Raw genomic sequence first — 24,060 nt, forward strand, 5'->3', positions numbered from 1 at the left:
GGAACTGGGCTCCGTCCCCCGATGAGACCAACATTTTTGGTCTGCACATCTGATGTTCGACAGAGCAGCACACCTGTTGTTATGCTGAGGTTGTTCCCGCGAGCCAAGGCACGGACACCAGATCCGAATTGGCAGCCCCCTGGTCAGCGGCCCGAGATCGACATCAGCGATCCGAGGCCGACCGCACAGCCAGGATTCGGGCAGGTCAGGCGAACGGCCCAGATCCGACCGAACACCACCGCATTCATGCCAGCGGATATCAGCACGCCGTTTTCCAGCCAGCTGTGGAAGGAAGACATTCGTGACCAACATCTACCAGCCGGAGATCGAACTCTCGATCACCGCCCCACTGGCCGACCCACCCGACGAATCCATCCCGTTGACGCGCTATCCCGAACTGCGCACGTTCCGCGACAAACTGGGGTGGACTCCGCTGGCAGAGGTTCCCGGCCCGCCGGGCGGCGCCCGAATCGTGGCCAAGTACGAGTTCGCCAACCCGTTCGGTTCGGTGAAGGACCGCACCGCCTACGCCCTGCTGTGCCGCACCATCAACGCGCACACCGGTCCGGAGCCGCTGCGGATCATCGACGCCTCGGCCGGGAACATGGCGCGGGCGCTGGCGGGGCTGGGTGAGCTGAGCGGCATCCCGATGCGCCTGGTGGTGCCGACGGCGATCCCGCCGAGCCTGCTGGAGGCGATCAGGGCGACCGGCGCGGAGGTCGACCTGGCGGACGCGTCGGGCGGCCTGATCGGCATGATCAAGCTGTGCGAGGGCATCGTCGCCCGCGACCAGATGTTGACCCCGCTGATCCAGCACCGCAACATGGCCAACGTCGCCGCGCACGAGTTCGGCACCGGTCGGGAGATCCTGGAGCAGCTCGGCTCGCAGGTGCCGGACGCGTGGGTGGGTGCCATCGGCACCGGCGGCACCCTGGCCGGGGTCGCCCGCGCGCTGCGCCAGGTGTCGCCGCAGCTGAGCGTCACCGGCGTGACCCCGCAGGAAATGCCCTACGGGACACCGAGGGCGCCGTACGCATCGCCGCGCATCGCCGGGGCGGGCGGCTTCGGCAACGGGCTGCGCCAGCCCTTCGTGGACAACCTGCTGCCCAACGCCAGCCACTACCACGTGTCCTATGAGGACGCCCTGCGGGCGATGCTGGAGTACCGGCGGCAGACCAACACCTACATCGGCTCCTCCTCGGCGGCGGCGTGGCTGGCGGCCAAGAAGATCGCTGAGACGCTGCGGCCCGACCAGCTGGTGGTCACCCTGTTCGCTGACGCGGGCACCAAAGAGGACTGGGCCAAAGCCGAGCAACTGGACACTTGATGAACGTCCTCGGCCGGTTGCTGTTCCTGATGCGTGAGGACGTCGCGACCGTGGTGGCCCGCGACCCGTCGATCAGATCCCCCCTGGAGGCGCTCTGCCATCCCGCGCTCCCCGCGATCTGGCTGCACCGGATCGCGCACCGGCTGGCCCGTCAGGGACACCGGATCGGACCGCGGCTGCTGTCCAACGTCGCGAAGATCCTCACCGGTGTGGAGATCCACCCCGGTGCGCGGATCGGCCGGCGGTTCTTCATCGACCACGGCCAGGGCGTGGTGATCGGCGAGACCGCGGTGATCGGCGACGACGTGACCCTCTACCAACAAGTGACCCTGGGCGCACTGGGATTCTGGCGGGACAACGCCAGACCCCCGGGCGAAGGCCGCCACCCCGTGATCGGCGACCGGGTGGTGATCGGTGCCAAGGCGACAGTGCTCGGTCCGGTTCGGATCGGCGACGACGTCGTGGTTCCCGCGCACAGCCTGGTGCTTGACCCCATTCCCACCGGACAACGACCGCATGCGAACTCGACGCGATCGACATTCATGGGAGATGTGATGAGCAGCGAACTCACCGAGCACAACGCCGGCGCCCGCAACGGCAAGGCGCGGCTCTCGGCCACGAGCAGACAGCTCATGGAGAGCATCCGCCTGAGCCAGGAGGAGCTGCTGGCCCGCGTGGCGCGGTTCGACGAGCTGGTCGGCACCGACGGGGGCGCGCCGGACACCGCGCTGGCCCAGTGCGCGCGGGTGATGTACAACGTCATCGGCTTCCGCCCGCCGGAGCGCCGCGGCGCGAACGACGAGCAGATCATCTCCCCGATCGGCTCGAAGAGTTCGGGGAACGCGCCGATCGACATCGCCGAGGGCTTCAACCTCGCGTTCATCAAGACACGGCCGGGCAACGGCACGATCCTGCACAACCACGACACCAACGAGACGTTCATCCCGCTGAGCGGCAGGTGGCGGTTCCGCTGCAACGACGAGGACGACCTCTACGTCGACCTCGGCCCGCTCGACACCATCTCGCTTCCCGCCGGACTGCAGCGCCGGTTCACCAACCTCGCCAGCGACACCGGTGAGGACACCGAGAGCCTGATGCTCGTCATCGTCGCCGGCGACCGCCCGAAGTCGGTCATCTACCCCGAGGTGCTCGACGCGGCACGCAAAGAGGGCGCCTACACCCCGGCCGCGCACGCGTGACGGTTCGCTTCCCACTGGAGGTCACACATGACAGACGACGCAGCCGCGCCGGGCGGGGCGGTCGAGGTCGACCTGTGGTTCGACCCGATCTGCCCGTGGGCGTGGGTCACCTCGCGCTGGCTGGTGGAGGTCCGCGAGGTGCGCGAGATCGACCTGCGGTTCCACCTGATGAGCCTGGCCGTGTTGAACGAGGGCCGGGAACTGCCGGAGAAGTACCAGGTCATGATGGACAACGGCTGGCACCTGTCGCGCATCGCCGTCGCCGCCGTCCGCGACCACGGCGCGAAGGTGCTGGACCCGCTCTACACCGCGATGGGCAACCGCATCCACCACGGCGGTGACGAGGACTACCCGCGCGTGGCCGCGGCGGCGCTGGCCGAGGTCGGCCTGCCCGCCGAACTCTCCGCCGCCGGCGCCGACGCGACGCTGGACGCGCAGATCCGGGACAGCCACACCGCGGGCATCAGCTCGGTCGGCGAGGACGTGGGCACGCCCATCGTGCGCATCAACGGCAGCGCCTGCTTCGGCCCGGTCCTGTCCCGCATCCCCCGCGGCGAGCAGGCCGGCCAGCTCTTCGACGGTGCCCGGCTGCTGTCCGGGTACCCGCACTTCTTCGAACTCAAGCGCACTCGAACCGCGGAACCCGCGTTCGACTGAGAGGAGCCCTCATGTGCGGTATCACGGGCTGGGTCTCGTTCGATGCCGACCTGACGAACAAGCGAGGCGTCCTCGACGCGATGACGGAGACGATGGCCTGCCGAGGACCTGACGCGTCCGGCGTCTGGCTGCGGCGGCACGCCGCGTTCGGCCATCGCCGGCTCGCCGTCATCGACCTGCCCGGCGGGGTGCAGCCAATGACGGCGGACACCCCGCGCGGACCGGTCGGCCTGGTGTACAGCGGCGAGGTCTACAACTTCGTCGAGCTGCGCGACCAGCTCAGGGCCAGGGGCCACCGGTTCCACACCGACAGCGACACCGAGGTGGTGCTGCGCGGCTACCTGGAGTGGGGCGCCGAACTCGCCGAACACCTCAACGGCATGTACGCCTTCGCGATCTGGGACGACCGCGAGGAGAAGCTGCTGCTGGTCCGGGACCGGATGGGGGTCAAGCCGCTCTACTACTACCCCACCGCGGACGGCGTCCTGTTCGGCTCGGAGCCCAAGGCGATCCTGGCCAACCCGCTGGCGCGGCGGGTGGTCGACGCGGACGGGCTGCGGGAGCTGATCGGGTACACCAAGGCGCCGGGCTGGTCGCTGTGGAAGGACATGTACGAGGTCGAACCCGGCACGATCACCACCGTGCACCGGGGTGGCGTCCAGACCAGGACCTACTGGAAGCTGACCGCGCAGCCGCACGATGACGACCTGGACACCACAGTGGACACCGTCCGCGAGCTGCTGACCGACATCGTGCGCCGGCAACTGGTCGCGGACGTCCCCCGGTGCGTGCTGCTCTCCGGTGGGCTGGACTCCAGTGCGGTCACCGGGCTGGCCGCGGCGGAACTGGCCGAGCAGGGTGAACTGCTGCGCACCTTCTCGGTGGACTACGTCGGGCAGGAGAAGCACTTCCAGCCCGACGAGATGCGGGACACCCCGGACTCGCCGTTCGTCCGGGACGTGGTGGCGCACGTCGGGACCGAGCACGAGGACGTGATGCTCGATCCCCACCACCTCACCGATCCGGCGGTGCGCCGCGCCTGCGTCACCGCACGGGACATGCCCTCCGGGCTCGGCGACGTGGAGACCTCGCTGTACCTGTTGTTCAAGGCGATCCGCCGGAAGTCGACGGTGGCCCTGTCCGGCGAGGCCGCGGACGAGGTGTTCGGCGGCTACCGCTGGTTCTTCGAGGACGCCCCGCGCCAGGGCAAGACGTTCCCCTGGCTGGCCTTCCGCAACGCGGTCACCAGCAACCGGGAGGAGCTGCTGCGTCCGGACGTCCGGGCACACCTCGACGTGCCGACCTACGTGGCCGACCAGTACGCCACCGCGGTCGCCGCCGTCGAGCACGTGGACGGGGAGAGCGAGTTCGAGCGGCGCATGCGGGTCATCTGCAACCTGAACCTGACGCGCTGGGTCCGGGTGCTGCTGGACCGCAAGGACCGCACGTCCATGGCGGTCGGCCTGGAGGTGCGGGTGCCGTTCTGCGACCAGCGGTTGGTCGAGTACGTCTACAACACCCCCTGGTCCTTCAAGAACTTCGACGGGCGCGAGAAGAGCCTGCTGCGCCACGCGAGCAAGCACGTGCTGCCCGACTCGGTGCGGGACAGGGTCAAAAGCCCCTACCCGTCCACTCAGGACCCGGGCTACGCGGTCGCACTGCAGCAGCAGGCCAAGGAGGTGCTGGCCGAACCGGACAGCCCGGTCTTCGACCTGGTGAGCCGGTCCTGGCTGCAGAACGCGGTGCAGGCCGACGCCGCCACGCTGCACGGCGAGACCAGACACGGGCTGGACCGCGTGCTGGACCTGCACCACTGGTTCGACATCTACCAACCGCAGATCGACCTGTCCTGACCGATCGGGACGAACGCGTGGGCGTTCGCGGCCCCCCGGCCGCGAACGCTCACTTCTTCGTTCTCCGCCTGGTCGTTCCCGACGCCGACCTCCTGGTCTTCTGGCTGCTGCGGCTGAGCACGGTGACCGCGGCGTCGATGTGGCGGGCGACGGCGCGTTCGGCACCGTCGCCGTCACCGGCGGCGATCGCCTCGGCCAGCCCGTCGTGCCCCGGGAAGGAGAGGTGGTCCCTGGTCAGCTCGGCCATCACCGTCGCCACTCCCGCCGCCAGGGCGTCGCTGAGCCCCTCCCACAGTTCCATCAGGACGGTGTTGTGCGTCGCCGCGATCACCGCCCGGTGGAACTCCGCGTCAGCGTCGAGGAAAGCCTTGTTGTCGCCACTGTCCCGCGCGGCGTTCTGCGCGTTGAGCGCGTCGAAGATGCGAGTCAGGTCCTCGTCGGTGCGCCGCATGGCCGCGGAGCGGGCGGCGGAGCGCTCGATGCTGTTGCGCACCTCCAGCACTTCGAGGGTGTCCGCGGCGCGGGTGCGGCGGACCAGCGCCGCGGACAGGCCGTGCCTGGCGCGGACGTAGGTGCCGTCGCCGCGGCGCGGCTCCAGCAGCCCGGCGTGTTCCAGTGCCCGCACCGCCTCCCGCACCGTGCTGCGCCCGACGCCGAGCTGTTCCACCAACTGCTGCTCCGGTGGAATTCTGCTGCCCACCGCCCATTCCCCACTACTGATCAGCTGCTCAAACTGCTCAACGACGGTGTCCGCGAGTCTGGCGGTGCTGGCGAGCCGGAGTGGCATAGGACTGTCCTCCTGTCACAAACCAAGACGTCAGACCTGCTGATTGTACGACATCTCCGGGGAATTCCGGTCCTTGCCTGAAAGAAGACAGCTATTCTAAAATTGCCCCGACCGCCCGTTCCGGTAACGCTTCTTTAGCGTGTCCTTTTCTTTTAGACCCCGCCGGCTTTGGGTGGATTATTCGTTATCGTGCCGCCACCCGTTCGGCCCCGGCAGACCGATGCCCCCCGGGATCCACCCCGCGCGCGCTCAGTTGATCGCCGCGTACCGAGGGCGCTGCGCCCCCTCGGCCGTCCGGCCGGTGTCCGCCGCTCCGCTGAGCACGATCAGGTTCGCCTGGCGGCGGTCCAGGACGAGCGTGTCGATGTCGTTGCTCAGCTCGAACCACGTGCCCGACCGGGCCGTGAGCGTGACGCGGGAGCCGGGCAGCATGCCGGCGGCGTGCACCCGGCTGAGGAACGCGACGTCGTCCTGGATCCGCTCGCTGATCCGGTGCACCACACCGGCCGCCCAGCCGGAGGTGGCCGCCGCCGCCACGGTGTGCATGTGCCGTGGCGCGCGTGGCCCCGGCCCGGTCACGCCCAGCTCGGCCAGCCCGGGGATGGGGTTGCCGTACGGGCAGTACCTCGGATACCCGCACAGCCGCAGGATGTGCGGCTCGACCTGGTCGGACATCACGTGTTCCCACCGGCAGGCCTCGACGTGCAGCTGCGGCCAGTCCAGCCCGATGACGGTGTACAGCAGCACCTCGGCGAGGCGGTGCTTGCGCATCACCCGCACGGCCCGCTGCCGGCCGCGGACGGACAGTTCCAGGCGCCGGTCCTCCCGCACCTGGAGCAGCCCGCCCCGCTGCAGCCGGGCCACCGTCTGGCTCACGGTCGGCGCGCTCTGGCCGAGCCGGTCCGCGATGCGCGCGCGCATGGCCACCACACCGTCCTCTTCCAGCTCGTACGCGGACTTGAGGTACATCTCGGTGGTGTCGATCAGGCCCTGCGCGGTCATGGCCCGAGCTTGACAACTCAACCCGGCTTGAGGTCAAGCTCTTCCGCTCGGCGCCCGCCGTCCGTCCACGTCAGCCTTTTCCGCCACGGTGGCCCGGAACTGCGGGCACTGCTCCAGCGCGTTGTCCTGCGGGCACTCCAGCAGGTGGCTCAGGTAGGTCCGGGCCGTGGTCAGCCTGGTGATCTGGGCCCCGATCGCCTCCACCCGCGCGGCCACGGTGTCCCGCCAGTCGTGTGTGGCGGTGCGGCCGGCGAGCACTGTGGCGATCTCGTCGAGGCTCAGCTGCCCGGTGTCCCGCCAGAGCTGGATCAGGGCTATCCGGTAGACCTGGTTGCGGCTGTAGTAGCGCCTGCCGGATCGCCGGTGCGGGCGGATCAGGTTGCGGCGCTCCCAGTAGTGCAGCGTTGAGATCGGCAGGCCAAAGCGGTCGGCGACCTCTCGGATCGACACGTAATCCACCTGGACATTTGACCTCAACCTAGGTTGAGCAGGCAAGCTTAGGCTACCCAAAGTCGATGGAGGTAAAAGCGTGCCAACCGAAGGGATGACGCACGGGGAGCCGGCGGTGCTCGACCTTGCCGCCGTCAATTCCACAATGGCAGGCCTGGTGGGCGGCAAGGCGGCAAACCTCGGTGAAATGCTCTCGGCCGGCTTTCACGTGCCCGACGGTTTCTGCGTCACAACATCGGCCTACCGGGAAATCCTGGCGCACGACGCGCAGGCCGGACTCGACGCGCTCACCGCGGCGGACTCCGGCCGGCTGGTGGAGGTGGCCGAGCGCTTCCGGGACCACGTGCTCCGCGCGCCGATCCCGGCACCGCTCGAAGACGCCGTCCTGCTGGCCTACCAGGAGCTGTCCGGCCGCAACCCGGCCGATGTCGCGGTGCGCTCCTCCTCCACCGCGGAGGACCTGCCCGACGCCAGCTTCGCCGGCCAGTACGACACGTACCTCAACGTGCGCGGCGCCGACGAGGTGATCGCCAACCTGCGCAAGTGCTGGGCCTCGCTGTGGTCGGAGCGGGCGACCCAGTACGGCGCCGCCCACCACACCGGGGGTGAGCTGCCCGTCATTGCCGTGATCGTGCAGCGCATGGTCGACGCCCAGTGCGCCGGGGTGCTCTACACCGCCAACCCGGTGACCGGCAACCGCACCGAGGTGCTCGTCGAGGCCACACCGGGGCTTGGCGAGGCAGTCGTGTCCGGCACGGTCACGCCGGACCACTACCGGCTGGCGGCGGACGGCCAGGTCGTCGAGGGGCCCGACGACGGTTGCCTGTCCGCCGCCCAGCTGGCCGAGCTGCGCGCCCTGGGCCAGTCGCTGGAGAAGCACTTCGGCGCGCCCCAGGACGTCGAGTGGGCCATCGACCGCGACGGCGAACTCTGGATCACCCAGTCCCGTCCGATCACCACCCTGTTCCCCGTGCCGCAGCCGGGTGACCAGAGCCTGCACGCGTACTGGTCGGTCAACGTCTACCAGGGCATCAGCCAGCCGTTCACCCCGATGGGCGCGTACATGGTGCGGCAGCGCCAGCGGGGCATGCAGCACTACATGGGCACGCTCGGCTTCTCCTCGGAGATCATCGACGTCGACGGGTGGCTCTACTGGGACATCACCGACGGGGTGCGCAGTCCGGCCAAGCGCCCGAAGATGGCGGCCTTTGTGGACAGTCTGGCCGCGCCAACCGGGCAGATCGTCACCCAGCTCGGGGAGGACCCGAGGTTCCCGTCGGTGCCGTCGGGATCGGCGCAGGACGCGCCGCCGGCCAAGCGCAAGCGCCGCTGGGAGCGGCTGGTTCCCGCCCTGCTGTGGCCGAACGTGTCGCGTGAGCGGGTGTTCCGCGGGGCGGAGCGGCAGCTGAGCCGGTTCACCGGCCCGGCGAAGGCCACGGCCAGGCAGCGGCTGGAGTTCGTGAAGTCGGTGTGCCGCGACGTGTGCCAGATCGAGGCGAACCTCCCCCGCGACGCCAACACCGCCGGCGGGCTGGCGCAGCAGTACGCCACCAACCTGCTCCGCGGCTACGCCACCGCGACCGAGATCACCACCGTCTTCGGCGGGGTGCCGCACAACCCCACCACCGAGATGGACCTGCAGCTGTGGCGGCTGGCCAGGCGCGTGCGCGAGGATGCCGAGGCCTGCCGCCTGCTGGTGGAGACGGCCCCGGACGAGCTGGCCGCCAAGCAGCTGGCCGGCGCGCTGCCGGCGGTGGTGCAGAGCGGTGTGGCCAGCTTCCTGGCGTCCTACGGGTGCCGCGCGACCGCCGAGATCGACTTCGGGGTGCCCCGCTGGTCGGACGACCCCGAACCGATCTTCGTGATGCTGGCCAACTTCCTGCGGGCCAGCGGACAGGAGCAGGACGCGGAGCAGCGGTTCGCCTCGGCCGCGGCCGCGGCGGAGGCGAAGATCGACGAACTCGTCCGCCGGATCCCACTGTCCCGCCTGCCGAGGCGGTGGCTGGCCCGGTTCCTGCTGCGCCGGTCCAGGGCGCTGCGCGGCCTGCGCGAGTTCCCCAAGCTCTGCCTGATGCGCGGCTTCCAGGCACTGCGCACGCAGCTGCTGGCCGTTGGCGCGGACCTCGCGGCGGCGAACGTGCTGTCCCGGGCCGAGGACGTCATGTTCCTCGACCTCACCGAGGTGGACGCGGCCTTGGACGGCCAGGACTTCCGCGCGGTGGTGGCCGAGCGACAGGCGGTCTACGACCGGGAACGGCGACGGCCCCGCGTTCCCTCGATCCTGTTGTCCGACGGAACCGCGCCGGAGGTCAACGCGGCGGGGTCGGCGTCCGGCTCCAGCCTGACCGGTCTGGCGGCGGCGGCGGGCCGGGTGACCGGCGTGGCGCGGGTGGTGTTCGACCCCAACGACGCGCACGTGGAACCGGGCGAGATCCTGGTCGCCTCGACCACGGACCCCGGCTGGACGCCGCTGTTCCTGACCGCGGCGGCGCTGGTCACCGAGACCGGCGGGATGATCTCGCACGGCACGACCATCGCCCGCGAGTACGGGATTCCCGCGGTCGTCGGGGTCAGCAACGCCACGCGGCTCATCCGCACCGGACAGGTGATCACCGTGGACGGGTCGGCGGGCGTCGTCAGCAGTGACGAGCCGCTGGTCCAGGCCGAGCCGGTCGGGCGGTGAGGCATGACAGCGCGATCCGTCACCGGTTCGTCCGACTCGCTGCTCACCGGGGCCTTCAACTTCCGCGACCTCGGTGGCCTGCCCACCGTTGACGGGACCCGCCTGCGTCGAGGCAGGCTGTTCCGCAGCGACACGCTCCAGGCCCTGACCGCGCACGACGAGCAGCTGCTGTTCGAGGAGCTGGGCGTGCGCTGCATCCTCGACCTGCGCACCGCCAGTGAGGCGGCCACCGAGGGCGGTCCGGTGCACGGCGACACCTGCTACGTGAACATCCCGCTGCAGAGCGTGCAGAACTCGCAGAGCGCGAGCCGGCCGCGGCTGGCGGACATCTACCTCCACCACCTCGACGACGACAGCAACCTCCCGAAGGCCGTCGAACTGCTGGCCCGGCTGCTGCCCAGGCCGACCGTGGTCCACTGCGCGTCCGGCAAGGACCGCACCGGGATCGTGGCGGCGCTCGTCCTCGGCCTGGTCGGTGCCACCCGCGAGGCGATCATCAGCGACTACCTCCGGTCGGGCCCGAACATGCCGCCGATCATCGAGCGGTTCCGCTCCTACCGATTACCCGACGAGCTGTTCCACTGCACCGAGTCCGCGATCGTGACGTTCCTGGACGCGGTGGAGCAGCGGTACGGCGGCTTCGCCGGATGGGCAAGGCAGGCCGGGATCTCCGAGGCCGCGGTGTCCCGGCTGCGGCAGGCACTGACCGAGCCCCGGCCCGAACCAGACGAACCCCAACCAGACGAATCAGGCGCGCCCAGCAGCCCGCGCGGCACCGGCTGAGCCCGGAAGCCGTGCCGTGGTGGCCCGCACCGGCGCGGGACGCCTGATCCGAGCTGGCCCGGCCACCCTTCCCGCCAGGTGGCCGGGCCGCCAGCGCCCCGCCGCAGTCGGTGCCACTCCCGGCGCCGGCACGGCTGGGCGGACGGTCCCGGCGGGAGAGGAGGGATCGGCGGTGGTTACGCGTTCGCCTCGGCGAGCGCGACGTGGGTGCCGAACGCGCGGGCGTGGTAGGTCAGCGGCAGGCCCGCCGCGGACTCGGCGGCCAGCACGTCACCCAGCACGATGAGGTGGTCACCGGCCTCGATGAGCCGCGCGAGCCGGCAGGCGAGAAACCCGCCCATGCCGGGGAGCCGGGGCACGTCGAGGTCGAGCGCCCACGGCACGTCGTCGAACTTCCTGGGACCGCCCTTGCGGGCGAAGTTGCGGGCCAGCCGGGACTGCGCACTGCCCAGCACGTTGACCCCGAAGCGAAGGGTCTTGCGGATCGCCACCAACAACTCGGAGCGCCGGTCCAGCGACACCAACACCATCGGCGGGTCGAGCGACAGCGACGCGAACGCGCTGACCGTGGTGCCGTACGGCTTGTCCGCCACGATCGCGGTGACCACCGAGACGGGCGTGCAGACCCTGGCCATGACGTTCCGGAAGTTCTCCTGCAGGGCTTGGCCGTTGTTGGCGCTCATGGAAGTCTCCTCTCCAAAAAGTCCTGTGTGGACAGATACGCCGGGGTGCCGCGCCGCGGATCAGAACCTGTCGGGGTTGGTGAACGAGAGGTCGCAGAAGTCGGGTTCACCGGTCACCCACCTGGCCAGCGCCTCCCCGATGCCCGAGGCGTGCTTGAACCCGTGCGCGTTGCACCCGCCGGCGATCAGCAACCGCGCGTCGCCACCGGGGCGGCCCAGCACGAACTGCCCGTCCGGGGTTTCCGCCAGCATGCACACCCCCACCTTGGCCGGCAGCGGCTCCAGCCCGGGGATCGCGGTGGCCAGCTCCGCGCTCAGCTTCGACCAGTCGTCCGGGCCCACCGAGCGGTCGTCGGTCTCCGGGTCCAACGGCCGCCGGTGCTCGTCGGCGTTCTCCAGGCCGAGCTTGACGTCGTACCGCCCCTCCCAGCCGCTGCCCCACACGATCAGCCCGTTGTCCCGTTCCCGCATGAACACCGGGAAGCGCTCCAACGCGAACGGCGCCCGGTCCCCGACCGGGCGGTACCAGGTGATCGGCATCCGCAGCACCTCGATCGGCAGGCCCGGCACCAGCGAGGACAGCCACGCGCCCACCGTCACCACCACCTGGCGGACCCGCAGGGTCCGGGCCGAGGTGCGCACCACGGCCCCGCCGGGCACCAGTTCCAGCGCGCTCACCGCGGTGTCCCGGTAGACCCGCGCCCCCGCGGCCTCGGCGACCCGGACGGCGGCCCGCACCGCCCCTTCCGGCCGCAGGATGCCCGCGGAGGGCTCCCACACCCCGATGTGCCCGTCGGGGACGTTGGCGTGCTGGGGGAACCGCTCGCGCAGCTCGGCGGAGCCGAGCCGTTCCACCTCGATGCCGTGCTCGGCCGCGGCCCGCAGCGTGCCGCCAGCGACCGACCCGTCCGGCGGCCCGATCAACAGCCCGCCGACCTGGTGCAGCAGTGTCTCGCCGGCGTCCGACTCCAGTTCCCGCCACAGCTCAAGCGACCGCCGGGCCAGCGGCACCAGACCGGGGTGCTCCAGGCAGGTCAGCCGGAACATGCGACTGCCCCCGTGGGACGCCCCCAGGGCGTGGCCCGGCTGGTAGCGCTCGATCCCGAGCACGTCAACGCCGCGGCTGGCCAGGCGCCACAGCGCGGACGCCCCCCACGCGCCGAGTCCGACCACCGCCACCTCAGCGTCCCATTCCGGCATCTGCCACCTCTTCCCGGTTCGGCGTCGCCGCGCCCGGCTCGCCGCCGGGCCGGCCAGGAACAAACCGCTGGCACGGCAGCGCAGGCCAGCCGGTCCGTCAACACCGACAGTTTTCCGTCCGCCAACCGCGGAGAAAAGATTCAAATTGGCGATGCGACCACCGGGCATTTGGTGCGTTCGCTCGATTGACGGCGGACAGCACGACCGGTATTCAGGGCGGCAGCGGATAACGCGCTCGGCGTTTCCGTCCCCGCACCCGTCCGGTCATCCCGCCGCACACCAGGGGAAAACCCGGTCGAATCCACCGCGACCAGGCCGGAAAACCCCGTCGGCAGCAGCGCAGGAACCGGTCGGGCAAACGGCCCGAAAGTCCCGAGTGGAGGCCCTGGAGAACAGAATCGGCGCACCGGCCAATCAGCGGGGACGCCGGTGGACAAGCCGCCGGAGGCGTGGCGCCACCGCGACGGATTACCGCGATCGCCCGAGCAGTTTTCAACTCGCCAACAGCAGCACACCGAGAGATGTCCGACGAATTCCCGATTTTCGGGAAATCTTCCGCCTGCCGGCATTTGCTTGTCGCGCGCTCACCACAATGGGAGAAGCGGGCGGCGGCTACTGCGGGCCGTTGGTCAGCGACAGGTTGAACGAGTAACGCGAGGCCCGGTAGACGTGCCAGCCGTACTCGACGACCCGGCCCGTGTCGTCGTAGGTGGTGCGCTGCATGGTGAGCAGGGCCGCCCCCGGCTCCTCCCGCAGCACGTCGGCGTCCTCCTCGGTGGCCAGCCGGGCGCCGATGTGCTGCTGGCAGGCGTGCAGGCGCACGCCGGCGGACCGCAGCAGCTGGTAGAGGCCCCTGTCGCGCAGTTCGTCGTCGGCCGGGTCGACGATGCCGTCGGGCAGGTAGTTGTTCATCAGGGCGAGCGGTTCGCCGTCAACCAGGCGCACCCGGGTGATCCGCCGGACCCGCGCCAGGCCGGGCGCTTCGAGCAGTTCACCGACCTCGGTGGTGGCGGGTTCCACCCGGTTGCGCAGCACGACCGACTCCGGCTGCTTGCCGAGGCCGACGAGGTCGTCGAACAGGCTGCTCAGCCGCAACGGCCGGGTGACCTTGGTGCGGACGACCTGGGTGCCCACCCCGCGCTTGCGCACCAGCAGCCCCTGGTTGACCAGGGACTGGATCGCCTGGCGGATGGTGGGCCGGGACAGCCGCAGGCGGGCCGCCATGTCCACCTCGTTGTCCAGCCGCGCGCCCGCCGGCAGCCGGCCGTCCTCGATCGCGGCCCGCAGCTGCCTGGCGACCTGGAAGTACAGCGGCTCGGGACTGGCCGGATCCACCACGATCTCGCTGGCCAGGTCCCAGGTCGGGGCGTTCCGTTCCGGACGGCCGGCAGAGGACGGGCTCGGGTTCACCGGAAAAAGCCTACCCCGATCGGCGTCACTCGCCCTGATGACCTTATGTCCATATGTCTTGACCAAGTCGGCCGGGATTGACAGGGTCGAGGCGTGCGGGGGTCACCACAACTCAGGCTCGCTCTCTTGTCGAGGAGGACAGGGATGACGGCACGGTTCGACCTCGTCACCATGGGCCGCATCGGCGTGGACATCTATCCGCTGCAGACAGGCGTGGGGCTGGAGGACGTCTCCTCGTTCGGCAAGTACCTGGGCGGCACGGCCACCAACGTGGCGGTGGCGGCGGCGCGCTACGGACGGCGCTCCGCCGTGATCACCAAGACCGGTGCCGACCCGTTCGGCCGGTTCATCCACCGGGCGCTGCGCGAGTACGGGGTCGACGACCGGTTCGTGGGCACCAGCGCCCACCTGCCGACGCCGGTGACGTTCTGCGAGATCTTCCCGCCCGACGACTTCCCGCTGTACTTCTACCGCTTCCCCCAGGCACCCGACCTGGACCTGCACCCGGCCGACCTGGACCTCGACGCGATCCGCGACGCGCGGATCTTCTGGGTCACCGGCACCGGTCTGTCCGAGGAGCCCAGCCGGTCAACCACGCTGGCGGCGCTGGCGGCCCGGGGGCGCCGCGGCATCACCGTGCTCGACCTGGACTACCGGCCGATGTTCTGGAAGTCCCGCGAACAGGCGCGCGACTGGGTGAGCAGGGCGCTGGACCACGTCACCGTCGCCGTGGGGAACCTCGACGAGTGCGACACCGCGGTCGCCACCCGCGAACCGCGGGAGGCGGCGAAAGCCCTGCGCGACAGGGGGATCTCCCTCGCCGTCGTCAAACAGGGCCCCAAGGGCGTGCTCGCGGTGGACGACTCCGGCGAGGTCGAGGTGCCGCCGGTGCCGGTGGCGGTGGTCAACGGCCTGGGCGCGGGCGACGCGTTCGGCGGCGCGCTGTGCCACGGCCTGCTGTCCGGCTGGGACACCGAGCGGACCATGCGCTTCGCCAACGCGGCCGGCGCGCACGTGGCCGGAGAACTCGCCTGCTCCGATGCCATGCCGACCGAGGAACAGGTGTTGAGGAGGCTGGGTGCGGGTGACTGACAAGGTGCGCGAGATCGTGGCGCGGCGGGTGGGCAATCCGGAGGCGATCGCGGAGGCCGCCGCCAGACGGGTCAGACCGCGTTCGCTGTTCGGTCCGCACGGCAGGACGATGATCATCGCCGCCGACCACCCCGCGCGCGGCGCGAACAAGGTCGGCGCCGACCCGCTGGCCATGGCCGACCGGGGTGAGCTGCTCGACCGGCTCTGCCTGGCGCTGGAGCGCCCCGGCGTCACCGGCGTGCTGGCGACCGCGGACATCCTGGACGACCTGCTCCTGCTCGGCGCGCTCGACGGGAAGACGGTGTTCGGGTCGATGAACCGCACCGGGCTGGCCGGGTCGAGCTTCGAGATCGACGACCGGTTCGCCGGCTATGACGCCGAGTCGATCGCGCGGATGGGGTTCGACGGCGGCAAGATGCTCACCCGCATCGCGCTCGGCGACCCGGCGACGCCCAGCGTGCTGGAGAACTCCGCGAACGCGGTCAACGAGCTGGCCGAGCGCAGGCTGATCGCCATGGTCGAACCGTTCCTGTCGAACTGGGTCGACGGGAAGATCGTCAACGACCTGTCGCCGGAGGCGGTGATCAGGTCCATCACCATCGCCTCCGGGCTGGGCCGCACCTCCGCCTACACCTGGCTGAAGCTGCCCGTGGTCGAGGACATGGAGCGCGTGCTCGCCGCGTCCACCCTGCCCGCGGTGCTGCTCGGCGGTGAGGTCCGCGACGCCGACGCCGCGTTCGCCGCGTGGCAGAAGGCGCTGGCGCTGCCGACCGTGCAGGGCCTGGTGGTGGGGCGGTCGTTGCTGTACCCGCACGACGGGGACGTCGCCAAGGCAGTGGACACGGCGGTGGGGTTGCTGTGACGAACTACCGACCGGCGGGCAGCACCGCCGAAGGACCGTTCGAGGTCGTCATCACGCCGGACTCGGCCGGCTGGGGCTGCTCCGGCCTGCGCGTGCTGCACCTGGACGGCAGCCAGGAAGTGTCCACAGCGGACTCCGAGGCGCTGGTGCTGCCGCTGTCCGGCAGCTGCGTGGTCACCGTGGACGGTGCGGCCTTCGACCTCACCGGACGCGCCGGCGTGTTCGACGGCGTCACGGACTTCGCCTACCTGCCGAGGGACTCAACGGCCGTGATCACCGGCACCGGCCGGTTCGCCCTGCCCTCGGCCCGGACCGACCGGCGGCTGCCCGCGCGCTACGGGCCGGCGGAGCGCGTGCCGGTGGAACTGCGCGGCGCCGGCAACTGCAGCCGCCAGGTGCACAACTACTGCCTGCCGCACACCTTCGACGCCGACCAGCTGCTGGTGTGCGAGGTGCTGACGCCGGGCGGCAACTGGTCGTCCTATCCCCCGCACAAGCACGACGAGGCGCGCGAGGGCGAGAGCGAGCTGGAGGAGATCTACTACTTCGAGGTCGCCAACGGCGGCATGGGCTACCAGCGGGTGTACGGGACCGAGCAGCGGCCCGTGGACGTGCTCGCCGAGGTCCGCGACGGCGACGTCGTGCTGATCCCGCACGGCTGGCACGGCCCGTCCATGGCCGCCCCCGGCTACGACCTGTACTACCTCAACGTGATGGCCGGCCCCGGGCCGGACCGGGCCTGGCTGATCTGCGACGACCCAGCACACGGCTGGGTGCGCCAGACCTGGGAGTCGCAGGACGTCGACCCACGTCTGCCCTTCGGGAGGAAGCAGTGAGACTCACCACGGCCCAGGCCCTGGTCCGGTTCCTCGCCAACCAGCACTCCGAGCGCGACGGTGTCGAACAGCGGCTGATCCCCGGCGTGTGGGGCATCTTCGGGCACGGCAACGTCGCCGGGCTCGGCCAGGCGCTGCTGCAGGCCGCCCGCACCGGCGAGGCCGACCTGCCGTACTACCTGGCCCGCAACGAGCAGGGCCAGGTGCACGCGGCGAGCGCGTTCGCCAAGATGCGCAACCGGCTCCAGGCCTTCGCGTGCACCGCCTCGACCGGTCCCGGCTCGACGAACATGATCACCGGTGCCGCCCTGGCCACCACCAACCGGCTCCCGGTGCTGCTGCTGCCCAGCGACATGTTCGCCACCCGCTCCCCCGACCCGGTGCTGCAGCAGTTGGAGGACCCGCGCGGCGGCGACGTGTCCGTCAACGACGCGTTCCGGCCGGTGTCCAAGTACTTCGACCGGATCAGCCGGCCGGAACAGCTGATCCCGGCCGCGCTGGCCGCGATGCGCGTGCTGACCGACCCGGTGGAGACCGGCGCGGTCACCCTGGCGCTGCCGCAGGACGTGCAGGCCGAGGCGTTCGACTGGCCCGAGGAGTTCTTCCGCCGCCGGGTGTGGCGGGTGGGTCGGCCGGTGCCGGAGGCGCCGGCGCTGGCGCGCGCCGTGGCGCTGCTGCGCGCCGCGCGCACGCCGCTGATCGTGGCCGGCGGTGGCGTGGTCTACGCCGAGGCCGAGGCCGAACTGCGGGCCTTCGCCGAGGCCACCGGCATCCCGGTGGCGGACACCCACGCCGGCAAGGGCGCGGTGCCGTGGGACCACCCGTGCGCGGTGGGTGGCCTCGGCTCGACCGGCACGTCGGCGGCCAACGCCCTGGCCGCCGAGGCGGACGTGGTGCTGGGCATCGGCACCCGCTACTCCGACTTCACCACCGCCAGCCACACGCTCTTCCGCAACCCCGAGGTCAGGTTCGTCAACCTCAACGTGGCCCGGCTCGACGCGGCCAAGCACGCCGCGGAGATGCTGCTCGCGGACGCCAAACTCGGCATCCAGGCCCTGCACGGGGCACTGGCGGGCTGGCAGGTGGACGAGGCCTACCGGGCGCGGGTGCGGGCGCTGGCCGAGGAGTGGAACCGCACCGCGGACGCCTGCTTCCACCTCGGCCACGGCCCGCTGCCGGCGCAGACCGAGATCCTCGGCGCGCTCAACGAACTGGTCGACGACCGGGACGTGGTGATCAACGCCGCCGGGTCGATGCCGGGCGACCTGCAGATGCTCTGGCGGGCCAGGGACCCCAAGGCCTACCACGTCGAGTACGCGTACTCGTGCATGGGCTACGAGGTGGCCGCCGGAGTCGGCGTGAAGCTGGCCGCACCCGACCGCGAGGTGTTCGTGCTGGTCGGCGACGGCTCGTACCTGATGATGGCGCAGGAGATCGTCACCATGGTCGCCGAGGGCCTGAAGGTGGTCGTGGTGCTCGTGCAGAACCACGGTTTCGCCTCGATCGGCTCGTTGTCGGACGCCCTGGGCTCGCAGCGGTTCGGCACCCAGTACCGCTACCGCGACCGGGACTCCGGGCTGCTCGACGGCAACATCCTCCCGGTCGACCTGGCCGCCAACGCCGAGAGCCTCGGTGCCACCGTGCTGCGCGCCACCACCGTGGCGGAGTTCAGGGCCGCCATCACCCAGGCCAAGGCGAACACCACGACCACCGTCGTCCACGTGGAAACCGACCCGCTCGGCCCCAACCCGCCCGGATCGGCGTGGTGGGACGTGCCGGTCGGCCAGGTGTCCGAACTGGACTCCACGCGCAAGGCCCACGAGACCTACGCCGCGCACAAGCGGCACCAGCGGCATTACCTCTAGGCGGGGTGGCTGGCGGCGCGTCGCCACACCCCGCCCGGTGTGCGCAGCCGCCACGGGGTCAACCTGAGCACGGTGATCGACGGGTCCCGGTGGTCGTCGGCACCGAGGATGCGCGGGTCGTAGCCGAGCGGCTCGGCCGCGGTGGCGAACAGGGCCCACACCCGCCGGCGGACCGGCTCGGTGTCGTCGATCTCGGCGTCGCACTCCGCCACCGCGGTCTCCTGGCTGGGGCTCCAGTACGAGCACGACGCGTGCGGGTGGCGCGCCAGGTGCGCGACCTTGAGCGAGGCCGGCCTGGTGAACAGCCAGCCGGTCACCCCGTGGTCGGTGCGCTCCCAGTACGGGTGCACCACCCGGGAGCGAGGGCGCCCACGATCGTCCACTGTGGCCAGTGTGCACCAGACGACGCCGTGCGCGATCCGCACGAACTCGCGGATCACGTCCGCGCCGCTCCCACCGGATCGCACGACCACGGTTGTGGAATCTAGCGCCGTGCAGCCGGCCCTGTCACGCCTCGCCCTGCTGACCCGGTTCGACACCAGGAGCGCCGTCGCAACCGCCGCATCCACCCACTGTGGTAGACGGGCGCGCCGCGGCAACGCCTCAGCGACAGCGCGGTGACGGCCCGGCCACGCCGGTGCTGCCACCCTTCGGGCAGGTGTCGGCATCGCCCCGGGTTCCCGCCGGCATCGCCCCGCCGCAGGAGGGTTGTCTTCGATGCCACCGCCGCCGAAAGCCCGTGCGCTGCGGCCGTCGGTGACGTCCCCCGCTTCAGCGGTGGCCCCGGCACTGGTGGCGACCAAGGACCGGCCGTCCGCCCGGGAACCCGCCCGTCCGCCGCTGGTGTCCGCGTCCAACGCGGCGGTGACGGCCGCGCTGACCAACCGACACAGCCCGGCCGTGCCACCTCTGCCGGCGGGCAAGTCCCCGTTCGCCGGGCAGGACATCGTCGGCAACGGTGCGGTCGCCGCGGCCCGCCGGGCCGAACCAGCACCCACCGCCGCCCAGCCGGCCGCGCCCGAACCGGCTCCCGCGGCGGCCCCGACCCCGGACACCGGCGCCGCGCCTGGTCCGAAGCGGCGGCCCGGCCCGGCCGGTGACCCCAAGTTCGCCAGGTTGAAGAAGGACGTCCAGCGCAAGCAGCGGACCGTGGCGGACTCACACCCGGCCCCGCGCACCGAAGCGGCAGCGGCCCAGGACGCGGCCGTGCCGCCCAAGGACGACCAGGAGGCGCAGGGCAAGACCGCCAACGCCGAGAAGATGAACGACGCCCAGCCCAAGGAGTTCGACAAGGACGCGTTCATCAGGGCGGTCGAGAAGGCCATCACGGACAAGGCGCCGAAGAACCTCGACGAGGCGGACAAGTTCGCCGACTCCGGCAAGGCCGACGAGATCCGCGGCGAGGTGCAGGGCAAGGTCGGCGAGGGCAAGGCGACCTCCGCCGAGCAGATCGCCACCACGACCGCGGCACCGCCGGACACGTCAGCGGCGGTGCCCAAGAAGGTCGTCCCGATGAGCCCGGACCGGCCGCCCGCCACCCCGGGCACCCCCAGTCCGGGCAACGCGGTGCCGGACCAACTGCCGCCATCGGCCACGGACATGTCCGCCGGACCCGCCGACATCGAGCGGCGCATGGCCACCGCCGACGTCACCGAAACCCAGCTGCGCCGGGCCAACGAACCCAGCTTCACCACGGCGCTGAACGAGAAGAAGACGGTCGAACAGCACTCCGCCACAGCCCCCGGTCAGCTGCGCAAGCACGAGGCACGGCAACTGCGGGCGTCCACAGCGGAGGCAAGGCGCCTCGGCACGGCCGCCATGGGCGCGATGGGCGCCCGCCGGGTGCGCACCGGCCAACAGGTCGGCGCGGGCAAGACCGGGGCCAAGAACCGTGACGAGGACAAGCGCGCCGAGGTCACGGCGAAACTGCAGGGCGTCTTCGACAGGATGAAGGCGGACGTCGAGGCCATCCTCAACGGCCTGGACAAGAAGGTCGACGACCAGTTCACCAGGGACGAGAAGCAGGCACGGGACGCGTTCACCGCCGAGCACAAGCAGAAGATGGCGGAGTACAAGGACCGGCGGTACTCCGGCGCGACCGGCAAGCTGCGCTGGGTCAGGGATCTGTTCGCGGGCTTGCCCGCGGAAGCCGACAAGATCTTCGACGAGGCGCGCAACAACTACATCACCCGCATGCGGCGCGTCATCTCCGATGTCGCCACCACCATCGCCGATGACCTGAACGCGGCGAAGCGGCGCATCGCGCAAGGCCGGACCGAACTGCGGGCCGAGGTCAGGGCGCTGCCCGCCCACCTCCAGTCGATCGGCCAGCAGGCGGCGGCCGAGTTCACCGACAGGTTCGACCAACTCGCGCAGGCCGTTGACGACAAGGGAACGGAACTCGTCGACACCCTGGCCACCAAGTACACCGAGACGCTCAAGGCCGTCGACGACGAGATCGCCGCCGAGAAGGAGAAGAACAAGGGCCTGGTGGCCAAGGCCGTCGACGCGGTCAAGGGCGTGATCGACACCATCCTGGAACTCAAACGGCTGCTGCTCGCGGTGCTGGCCAAGGCCGCCCAGGCGGTCCTCGGCATCCTGCGCGACCCGATCGGCTTCCTGCGCAACCTGGTCTCCGCCGTGGGCAACGGCCTGCGCCAGTTCCTCCGCAACATCGGCCGGCACCTGCAGCAGGGCATCATGTCCTGGCTGCTGGGCCGGGCCAGTGAGGCCGGGCTGCAACTGCCGGAGAAGTTCGACACCCGCGGCGTGCTCACCATGATCGCCGGCCTGCTCGGCCTGACCTGGCCGTCGATCCGCGCCCGGATCACCCGCAAGGTGCCGGAACGCGCGGTCGCCGCCGCGGAGACCGCCGTGCCCCTGGTGGCCGAGGTGCGCCGGCGCGGTGTCGCCGGCATGTGGGAGGACCTCAAGACCCGCCTCGGCGACCTGCGCAAGGACCTGCTGGACAAGGTCATCGCGTACGTGACACCCACCATCGTGGTCGCCGGCATCACCTGGGTGATCTCCCTGCTCAACCCGGCGTCGGCGTTCGTCCGCGCGGTCAAGCTGATCATCGACATCGTCCGGTTCGTCGTCACCCAGGCCCGCCAGATCATCGACTTCGTCAACGCCGTGCTGGACGCGGTCATCGCCATCGCCAAGGGCGCCGGCGGCGGCGTGCCCGGCCTGGTGGAGCGCGCCCTGGCCCGCTCCATCCCGGTGCTGCTCGGCTTCCTGGCCTCACTGCTGGGCATCGGCGGCATCGCCGCCAAGGTCAAACAGATCGTCCAGGCCATGTCCAAGCCGGTGAACCGCGCGGTCGACTGGGTCGTCGACAAGATCGTCGGCCTGGTGAAGAAGCTCTGGGCCAAGCTCAAGAGCGCCCTGGACAAGAAGAAGCCCAAGAAGTCCAAGCAGCCCACGAAGTCCAAGCACCGCAAGGACCGCGACCGCCCCGGCAAGCCGCGCAGGGCGGACAAGCATCGCAAACCCAAGGATGTGAAGCCCAGGCCGGACAAGCCAAGCCAACCCAGGCACGCAGACACACGCATCCCACCCGAGCAGACAACCCTCTCCATGAGCGGCGAGGGGCACACGCTCATCGCGACGCCCGGCGAGGGCGTCGACATCGCGAGCCAGCGGCTGAAGGTGTCGGTCAAGGCCGGTCGCCTGGTCAGCAAACTGCGGAACAACAAGAAAGACCCGCAGCGCGAGAAGAAGATCGAGGCGCTGAACGGGATCATCAAGTCCGCCAAGAAGGTCGAGCGGATCATCGAGAAGGCCGAACAGGAGAAGGGAAAGAAGGTAAAGAATCTCCTGGACTACCCGGGGTTCGCCAAGGCGTTCCGGGACCTCAAGGCCGCAATCGTCCAGTACGGCACAGACTTCGACGCCAAGGACCTCGTGGCGACCGCCGCCCTCCGCGACCCCAAGATGCTGGAGAAGGAGATCCGGGACGACATCGTTCGCGTGGCCCGACACCACGACAAGGAGGGGCCCTACGAGGACGTCGTGGAACGCGTCGTTCCTGAAGTCAACCGAGACAAGAAGATCAAGGACTACACGAAGTACAGCACGTCGGGCGCGGTGCGCACCGCCGAGACCACCGGAAACTACCCCACCTGGAACGGCAGGGACCTCATCGAAGGCGCGATCTATCGGCTGATCGGAAGATACCAAGGGGACTCGGGAAGAACGTACAACATAGTGATAGGCGACCAGAACATGGTCGGCAAGAAGGCGCTGGAGAGCCTGCAACGACTGCAGGACGCCACGACTGAAGCCGGCGGATTGCCCGCGGGCGAGTTGCGGCGCCGAATGTCCCCCGGGATGTGCCGGGCCGGACACCACCGCCCTGATTTGCGGGCACGGTTCGTTGGTATGGTCATAGAGAAGTATGTCGCCGCTCAGGTCGCGGCCGACAAGAACATCGAGCGCGGCGGATCCAGCCAGCCCGGCGCGAGCATACCGGACTTCCTGGTCATCGACGGGAGCAGAAAGATACCCGTGGACATCACCGGATCCAGTAGCACCTCCAGGACCGACCACCTGAAACGCTCCTACATCAGCCGTGCGACACAACTCATCACGTACAAGACCATCGACAACAAGGTGCTCGAAGCCGTGTTCCCGCCCCCTCCCGAGAAGAGTCAGCGTGACGACAAGGATCACAAAACAACGGTTTGACAACCTCCGTTCCGTTGGGGGTGGACAGGTTGTCGAGGACATCGAACTCGACCAGTGCACCTTTGTCGGTTCCAGCTTGGTTCAGTGGGACGATCCGAACCCGAGCCTGGTGGTGCGCCGGATCAGGGCAACGCGATGCACCCTGGACAACTGCACGGTCGTGGGAACCCGGTTTGAGGATGTCTCGGTGGAACATCTGGCGATCAAGGGCGGAATGCTCTACCTGAACGGATGCGTGTTCTCCCGGGTGAGGATCAGCGGCAGGATCGGCCCGCTCATGGCCGTGTCTCCAATGCCGAAGCCGAGGGAGAAGCCGAGTCCCGTGGCCGAGCAGTCGATAATCCGCGCCTACGAGTCAATCGACTGGGCACTTGACGTCAGCGGGGCTGAATTCACCGACGTGAGTCTGGACTACGTGCCAGGAGACCTGGTCAGGCGTGATCCGGAGACCCAGTTCCTCCTACACCGACAGCGCCTGGCCGACCTGGACCACCGTGCTCTGCCCATAGATGCCGACATCTACCTCAGCAGATTCGAGCACAGCCCGTTCGATTCGATGGTTGCCGTCGCCCCGAAACGATCGCGCCACTTCCGGGACCTTCTGCGGATCCTGGAACGTCTACGTGAACTCGGGCTCGCCGAATAACCGCTGTCCGCGCCGGGTCCGTGGGTCATCGGACCG

Annotated in this window: 20 protein-coding genes; 12 read left to right on the forward strand and 8 right to left on the reverse strand. The window is 70.2% G+C overall.

Annotated elements, in window-relative coordinates:
• Positions 1-143: 143 nt before the first annotated feature.
• Positions 144-299 (reverse strand): hypothetical protein, encoded by a 156-nt coding sequence (locus tag LX83_RS00725; RefSeq protein WP_253765807.1) that lies wholly within the window; start codon positions 297-299, stop codon positions 144-146.
• A gap of 2 nt (positions 300-301) precedes the next feature.
• On the opposite strand from LX83_RS00725, the gene LX83_RS00730 reads away from it, so the two are divergent.
• The 4 genes from LX83_RS00730 to asnB are packed head-to-tail and all read left to right on the forward strand — an operon-like array spanning position 302 to position 5,036.
• Positions 302-1,327, forward strand: coding sequence for a pyridoxal-phosphate dependent enzyme (locus tag LX83_RS00730; RefSeq protein ID WP_253765810.1), 1,026 nt, complete (start codon positions 302-304; stop codon positions 1,325-1,327).
• Positions 1,327-2,526, forward strand: coding sequence for a serine O-acetyltransferase EpsC (gene epsC / locus LX83_RS00735; RefSeq protein WP_253765812.1), 1,200 nt, complete (start codon positions 1,327-1,329; stop codon positions 2,524-2,526). Before LX83_RS00730 ends, epsC begins: the two co-directional genes overlap by 1 nt.
• A 27-nt stretch (positions 2,527-2,553) precedes the next feature.
• Positions 2,554-3,183, forward strand: coding sequence for a mycothiol-dependent nitroreductase Rv2466c family protein (locus LX83_RS00740; protein WP_253765815.1), 630 nt, complete (start codon positions 2,554-2,556; stop codon positions 3,181-3,183).
• 11 nt (positions 3,184-3,194) lie between these two features.
• Positions 3,195-5,036, forward strand: coding sequence for an asparagine synthase (glutamine-hydrolyzing) (gene asnB, locus LX83_RS00745; protein WP_253765817.1), 1,842 nt, complete (start codon positions 3,195-3,197; stop codon positions 5,034-5,036).
• Between the two features lie 49 nt (positions 5,037-5,085).
• Here the strand turns inward: asnB and LX83_RS00750 are convergent, their stop codons facing one another.
• The 3 genes from LX83_RS00750 to LX83_RS00760 all read right to left on the reverse strand — a co-directional run bounded on the left by LX83_RS00750 (position 5,086) and on the right by LX83_RS00760 (position 7,275).
• Positions 5,086-5,823, reverse strand: coding sequence for a FadR/GntR family transcriptional regulator (locus tag LX83_RS00750; RefSeq protein WP_301327397.1), 738 nt, complete (start codon positions 5,821-5,823; stop codon positions 5,086-5,088).
• A gap of 249 nt (positions 5,824-6,072) precedes the next feature.
• Complete coding sequence (locus LX83_RS00755) at positions 6,073-6,825, reverse strand: metal-dependent transcriptional regulator (RefSeq protein ID WP_253765821.1); 753 nt, start codon at positions 6,823-6,825, stop codon at positions 6,073-6,075.
• 33 nt (positions 6,826-6,858) lie between these two features.
• Entirely contained in the window at positions 6,859-7,275 is a 417-nt protein-coding gene (locus LX83_RS00760; RefSeq protein ID WP_308203885.1) for a MerR family transcriptional regulator, read from the reverse strand.
• 79 nt (positions 7,276-7,354) lie between these two features.
• Between LX83_RS00760 and LX83_RS00765 the strand changes: the two genes are divergently transcribed.
• Together LX83_RS00765 and LX83_RS00770 are read left to right on the forward strand one after the other, a co-directional pair.
• Positions 7,355-9,958, forward strand: a complete 2,604-nt coding sequence (locus LX83_RS00765; protein ID WP_253765826.1) for a PEP/pyruvate-binding domain-containing protein — start codon at positions 7,355-7,357, stop codon at positions 9,956-9,958.
• Positions 9,959-9,961: 3 nt separating this feature from the next.
• The gene (locus tag LX83_RS00770; RefSeq protein WP_253765828.1) at positions 9,962-10,741 is read left to right on the forward strand and encodes a tyrosine-protein phosphatase; all 780 of its coding nucleotides are present in this window, start codon (positions 9,962-9,964) and stop codon (positions 10,739-10,741) included.
• A gap of 176 nt (positions 10,742-10,917) precedes the next feature.
• Here the strand turns inward: LX83_RS00770 and LX83_RS00775 are convergent, their stop codons facing one another.
• The 3 genes from LX83_RS00775 to LX83_RS00785 form a co-directional block, all read right to left on the reverse strand.
• On the reverse strand, positions 10,918-11,424 hold the full coding sequence (locus LX83_RS00775; protein ID WP_253765830.1) for a flavin reductase family protein: 507 nt from the start codon (positions 11,422-11,424) through the stop codon (positions 10,918-10,920).
• A 60-nt stretch (positions 11,425-11,484) separates the two neighbouring features.
• Complete coding sequence (gene solA / locus LX83_RS00780; protein WP_253765832.1) at positions 11,485-12,624, reverse strand: N-methyl-L-tryptophan oxidase; 1,140 nt, start codon at positions 12,622-12,624, stop codon at positions 11,485-11,487.
• A gap of 612 nt (positions 12,625-13,236) precedes the next feature.
• Complete coding sequence (locus tag LX83_RS00785; RefSeq protein ID WP_253766941.1) at positions 13,237-13,977, reverse strand: GntR family transcriptional regulator; 741 nt, start codon at positions 13,975-13,977, stop codon at positions 13,237-13,239.
• 201 nt (positions 13,978-14,178) lie between these two features.
• Between LX83_RS00785 and iolC the strand changes: the two genes are divergently transcribed.
• From iolC to iolD, 4 genes are read left to right on the forward strand one after another with little or no spacing between them, the layout of a single operon-like run.
• Positions 14,179-15,126 (forward strand): 5-dehydro-2-deoxygluconokinase, encoded by a 948-nt coding sequence (iolC, locus tag LX83_RS00790; RefSeq protein WP_253765834.1) that lies wholly within the window; start codon positions 14,179-14,181, stop codon positions 15,124-15,126.
• The gene (locus LX83_RS00795; protein ID WP_253766943.1) at positions 15,119-15,988 is read left to right on the forward strand and encodes a Cgl0159 family (beta/alpha)8-fold protein; all 870 of its coding nucleotides are present in this window, start codon (positions 15,119-15,121) and stop codon (positions 15,986-15,988) included. Before iolC ends, LX83_RS00795 begins: the two co-directional genes overlap by 8 nt.
• Entirely contained in the window at positions 15,985-16,824 is an 840-nt protein-coding gene (gene iolB, locus LX83_RS00800; protein ID WP_253765836.1) for a 5-deoxy-glucuronate isomerase, read from the forward strand. The genes LX83_RS00795 and iolB overlap by 4 nt, the downstream gene beginning before the upstream one ends.
• Positions 16,821-18,689: a 3D-(3,5/4)-trihydroxycyclohexane-1,2-dione acylhydrolase (decyclizing) gene (gene iolD, locus LX83_RS00805; protein ID WP_253765838.1), complete on the forward strand. Its 1,869-nt coding sequence runs from the start codon at positions 16,821-16,823 to the stop codon at positions 18,687-18,689. Before iolB ends, iolD begins: the two co-directional genes overlap by 4 nt.
• Here the strand turns inward: iolD and LX83_RS00810 are convergent.
• The gene (locus LX83_RS00810; protein ID WP_253765840.1) at positions 18,686-19,162 is read right to left on the reverse strand and encodes a pyridoxamine 5'-phosphate oxidase family protein; all 477 of its coding nucleotides are present in this window, start codon (positions 19,160-19,162) and stop codon (positions 18,686-18,688) included. The genes iolD and LX83_RS00810 overlap by 4 nt on opposite strands.
• Positions 19,163-19,466: 304 nt before the next feature.
• On the opposite strand from LX83_RS00810, the gene LX83_RS00815 reads away from it, so the two are divergent.
• Together LX83_RS00815 and LX83_RS00820 are read left to right on the forward strand one after the other, a co-directional pair.
• Positions 19,467-23,378 (forward strand): phage tail protein, encoded by a 3,912-nt coding sequence (locus LX83_RS00815; RefSeq protein WP_253765842.1) that lies wholly within the window; start codon positions 19,467-19,469, stop codon positions 23,376-23,378.
• The gene (locus LX83_RS00820) at positions 23,347-24,024 is read left to right on the forward strand and encodes a hypothetical protein (protein WP_253765844.1); all 678 of its coding nucleotides are present in this window, start codon (positions 23,347-23,349) and stop codon (positions 24,022-24,024) included. Before LX83_RS00815 ends, LX83_RS00820 begins: the two co-directional genes overlap by 32 nt.
• Positions 24,025-24,060 lie beyond the last annotated feature (36 nt).

Origin of the sequence: Goodfellowiella coeruleoviolacea, assembly GCF_024171785.1 — a bacterium.
Classification (GTDB): Bacteria; Actinomycetota; Actinomycetes; order Mycobacteriales; family Pseudonocardiaceae; genus Goodfellowiella; species Goodfellowiella coeruleoviolacea.

Bases quoted from the DNA above. Each gene is read 5' to 3' on its own strand.
- LX83_RS00750 (WP_301327397.1), bottom strand. From the start codon at position 5,823: ATGCCACTCCGGCTCGCCAGCACCGCCAGACTCGCGGACACCGTCGTT.
- LX83_RS00770 (WP_253765828.1), top strand. From the start codon at position 9,962: ATGACAGCGCGATCCGTCACCGGTTCGTCCGACTCGCTGCTCACCGGG.
- epsC (WP_253765812.1), top strand. From the start codon at position 1,327: ATGAACGTCCTCGGCCGGTTGCTGTTCCTGATGCGTGAGGACGTCGCG.
- LX83_RS00740 (WP_253765815.1), top strand. From the start codon at position 2,554: ATGACAGACGACGCAGCCGCGCCGGGCGGGGCGGTCGAGGTCGACCTG.
- LX83_RS00725 (WP_253765807.1), bottom strand. From the start codon at position 299: ATGTCTTCCTTCCACAGCTGGCTGGAAAACGGCGTGCTGATATCCGCT.
- solA (WP_253765832.1), bottom strand. From the start codon at position 12,624: ATGCCGGAATGGGACGCTGAGGTGGCGGTGGTCGGACTCGGCGCGTGG.
- LX83_RS00755 (WP_253765821.1), bottom strand. From the start codon at position 6,825: ATGACCGCGCAGGGCCTGATCGACACCACCGAGATGTACCTCAAGTCC.
- iolC (WP_253765834.1), top strand. From the start codon at position 14,179: ATGACGGCACGGTTCGACCTCGTCACCATGGGCCGCATCGGCGTGGAC.
- asnB (WP_253765817.1), top strand. From the start codon at position 3,195: ATGTGCGGTATCACGGGCTGGGTCTCGTTCGATGCCGACCTGACGAAC.
- LX83_RS00775 (WP_253765830.1), bottom strand. From the start codon at position 11,424: ATGAGCGCCAACAACGGCCAAGCCCTGCAGGAGAACTTCCGGAACGTC.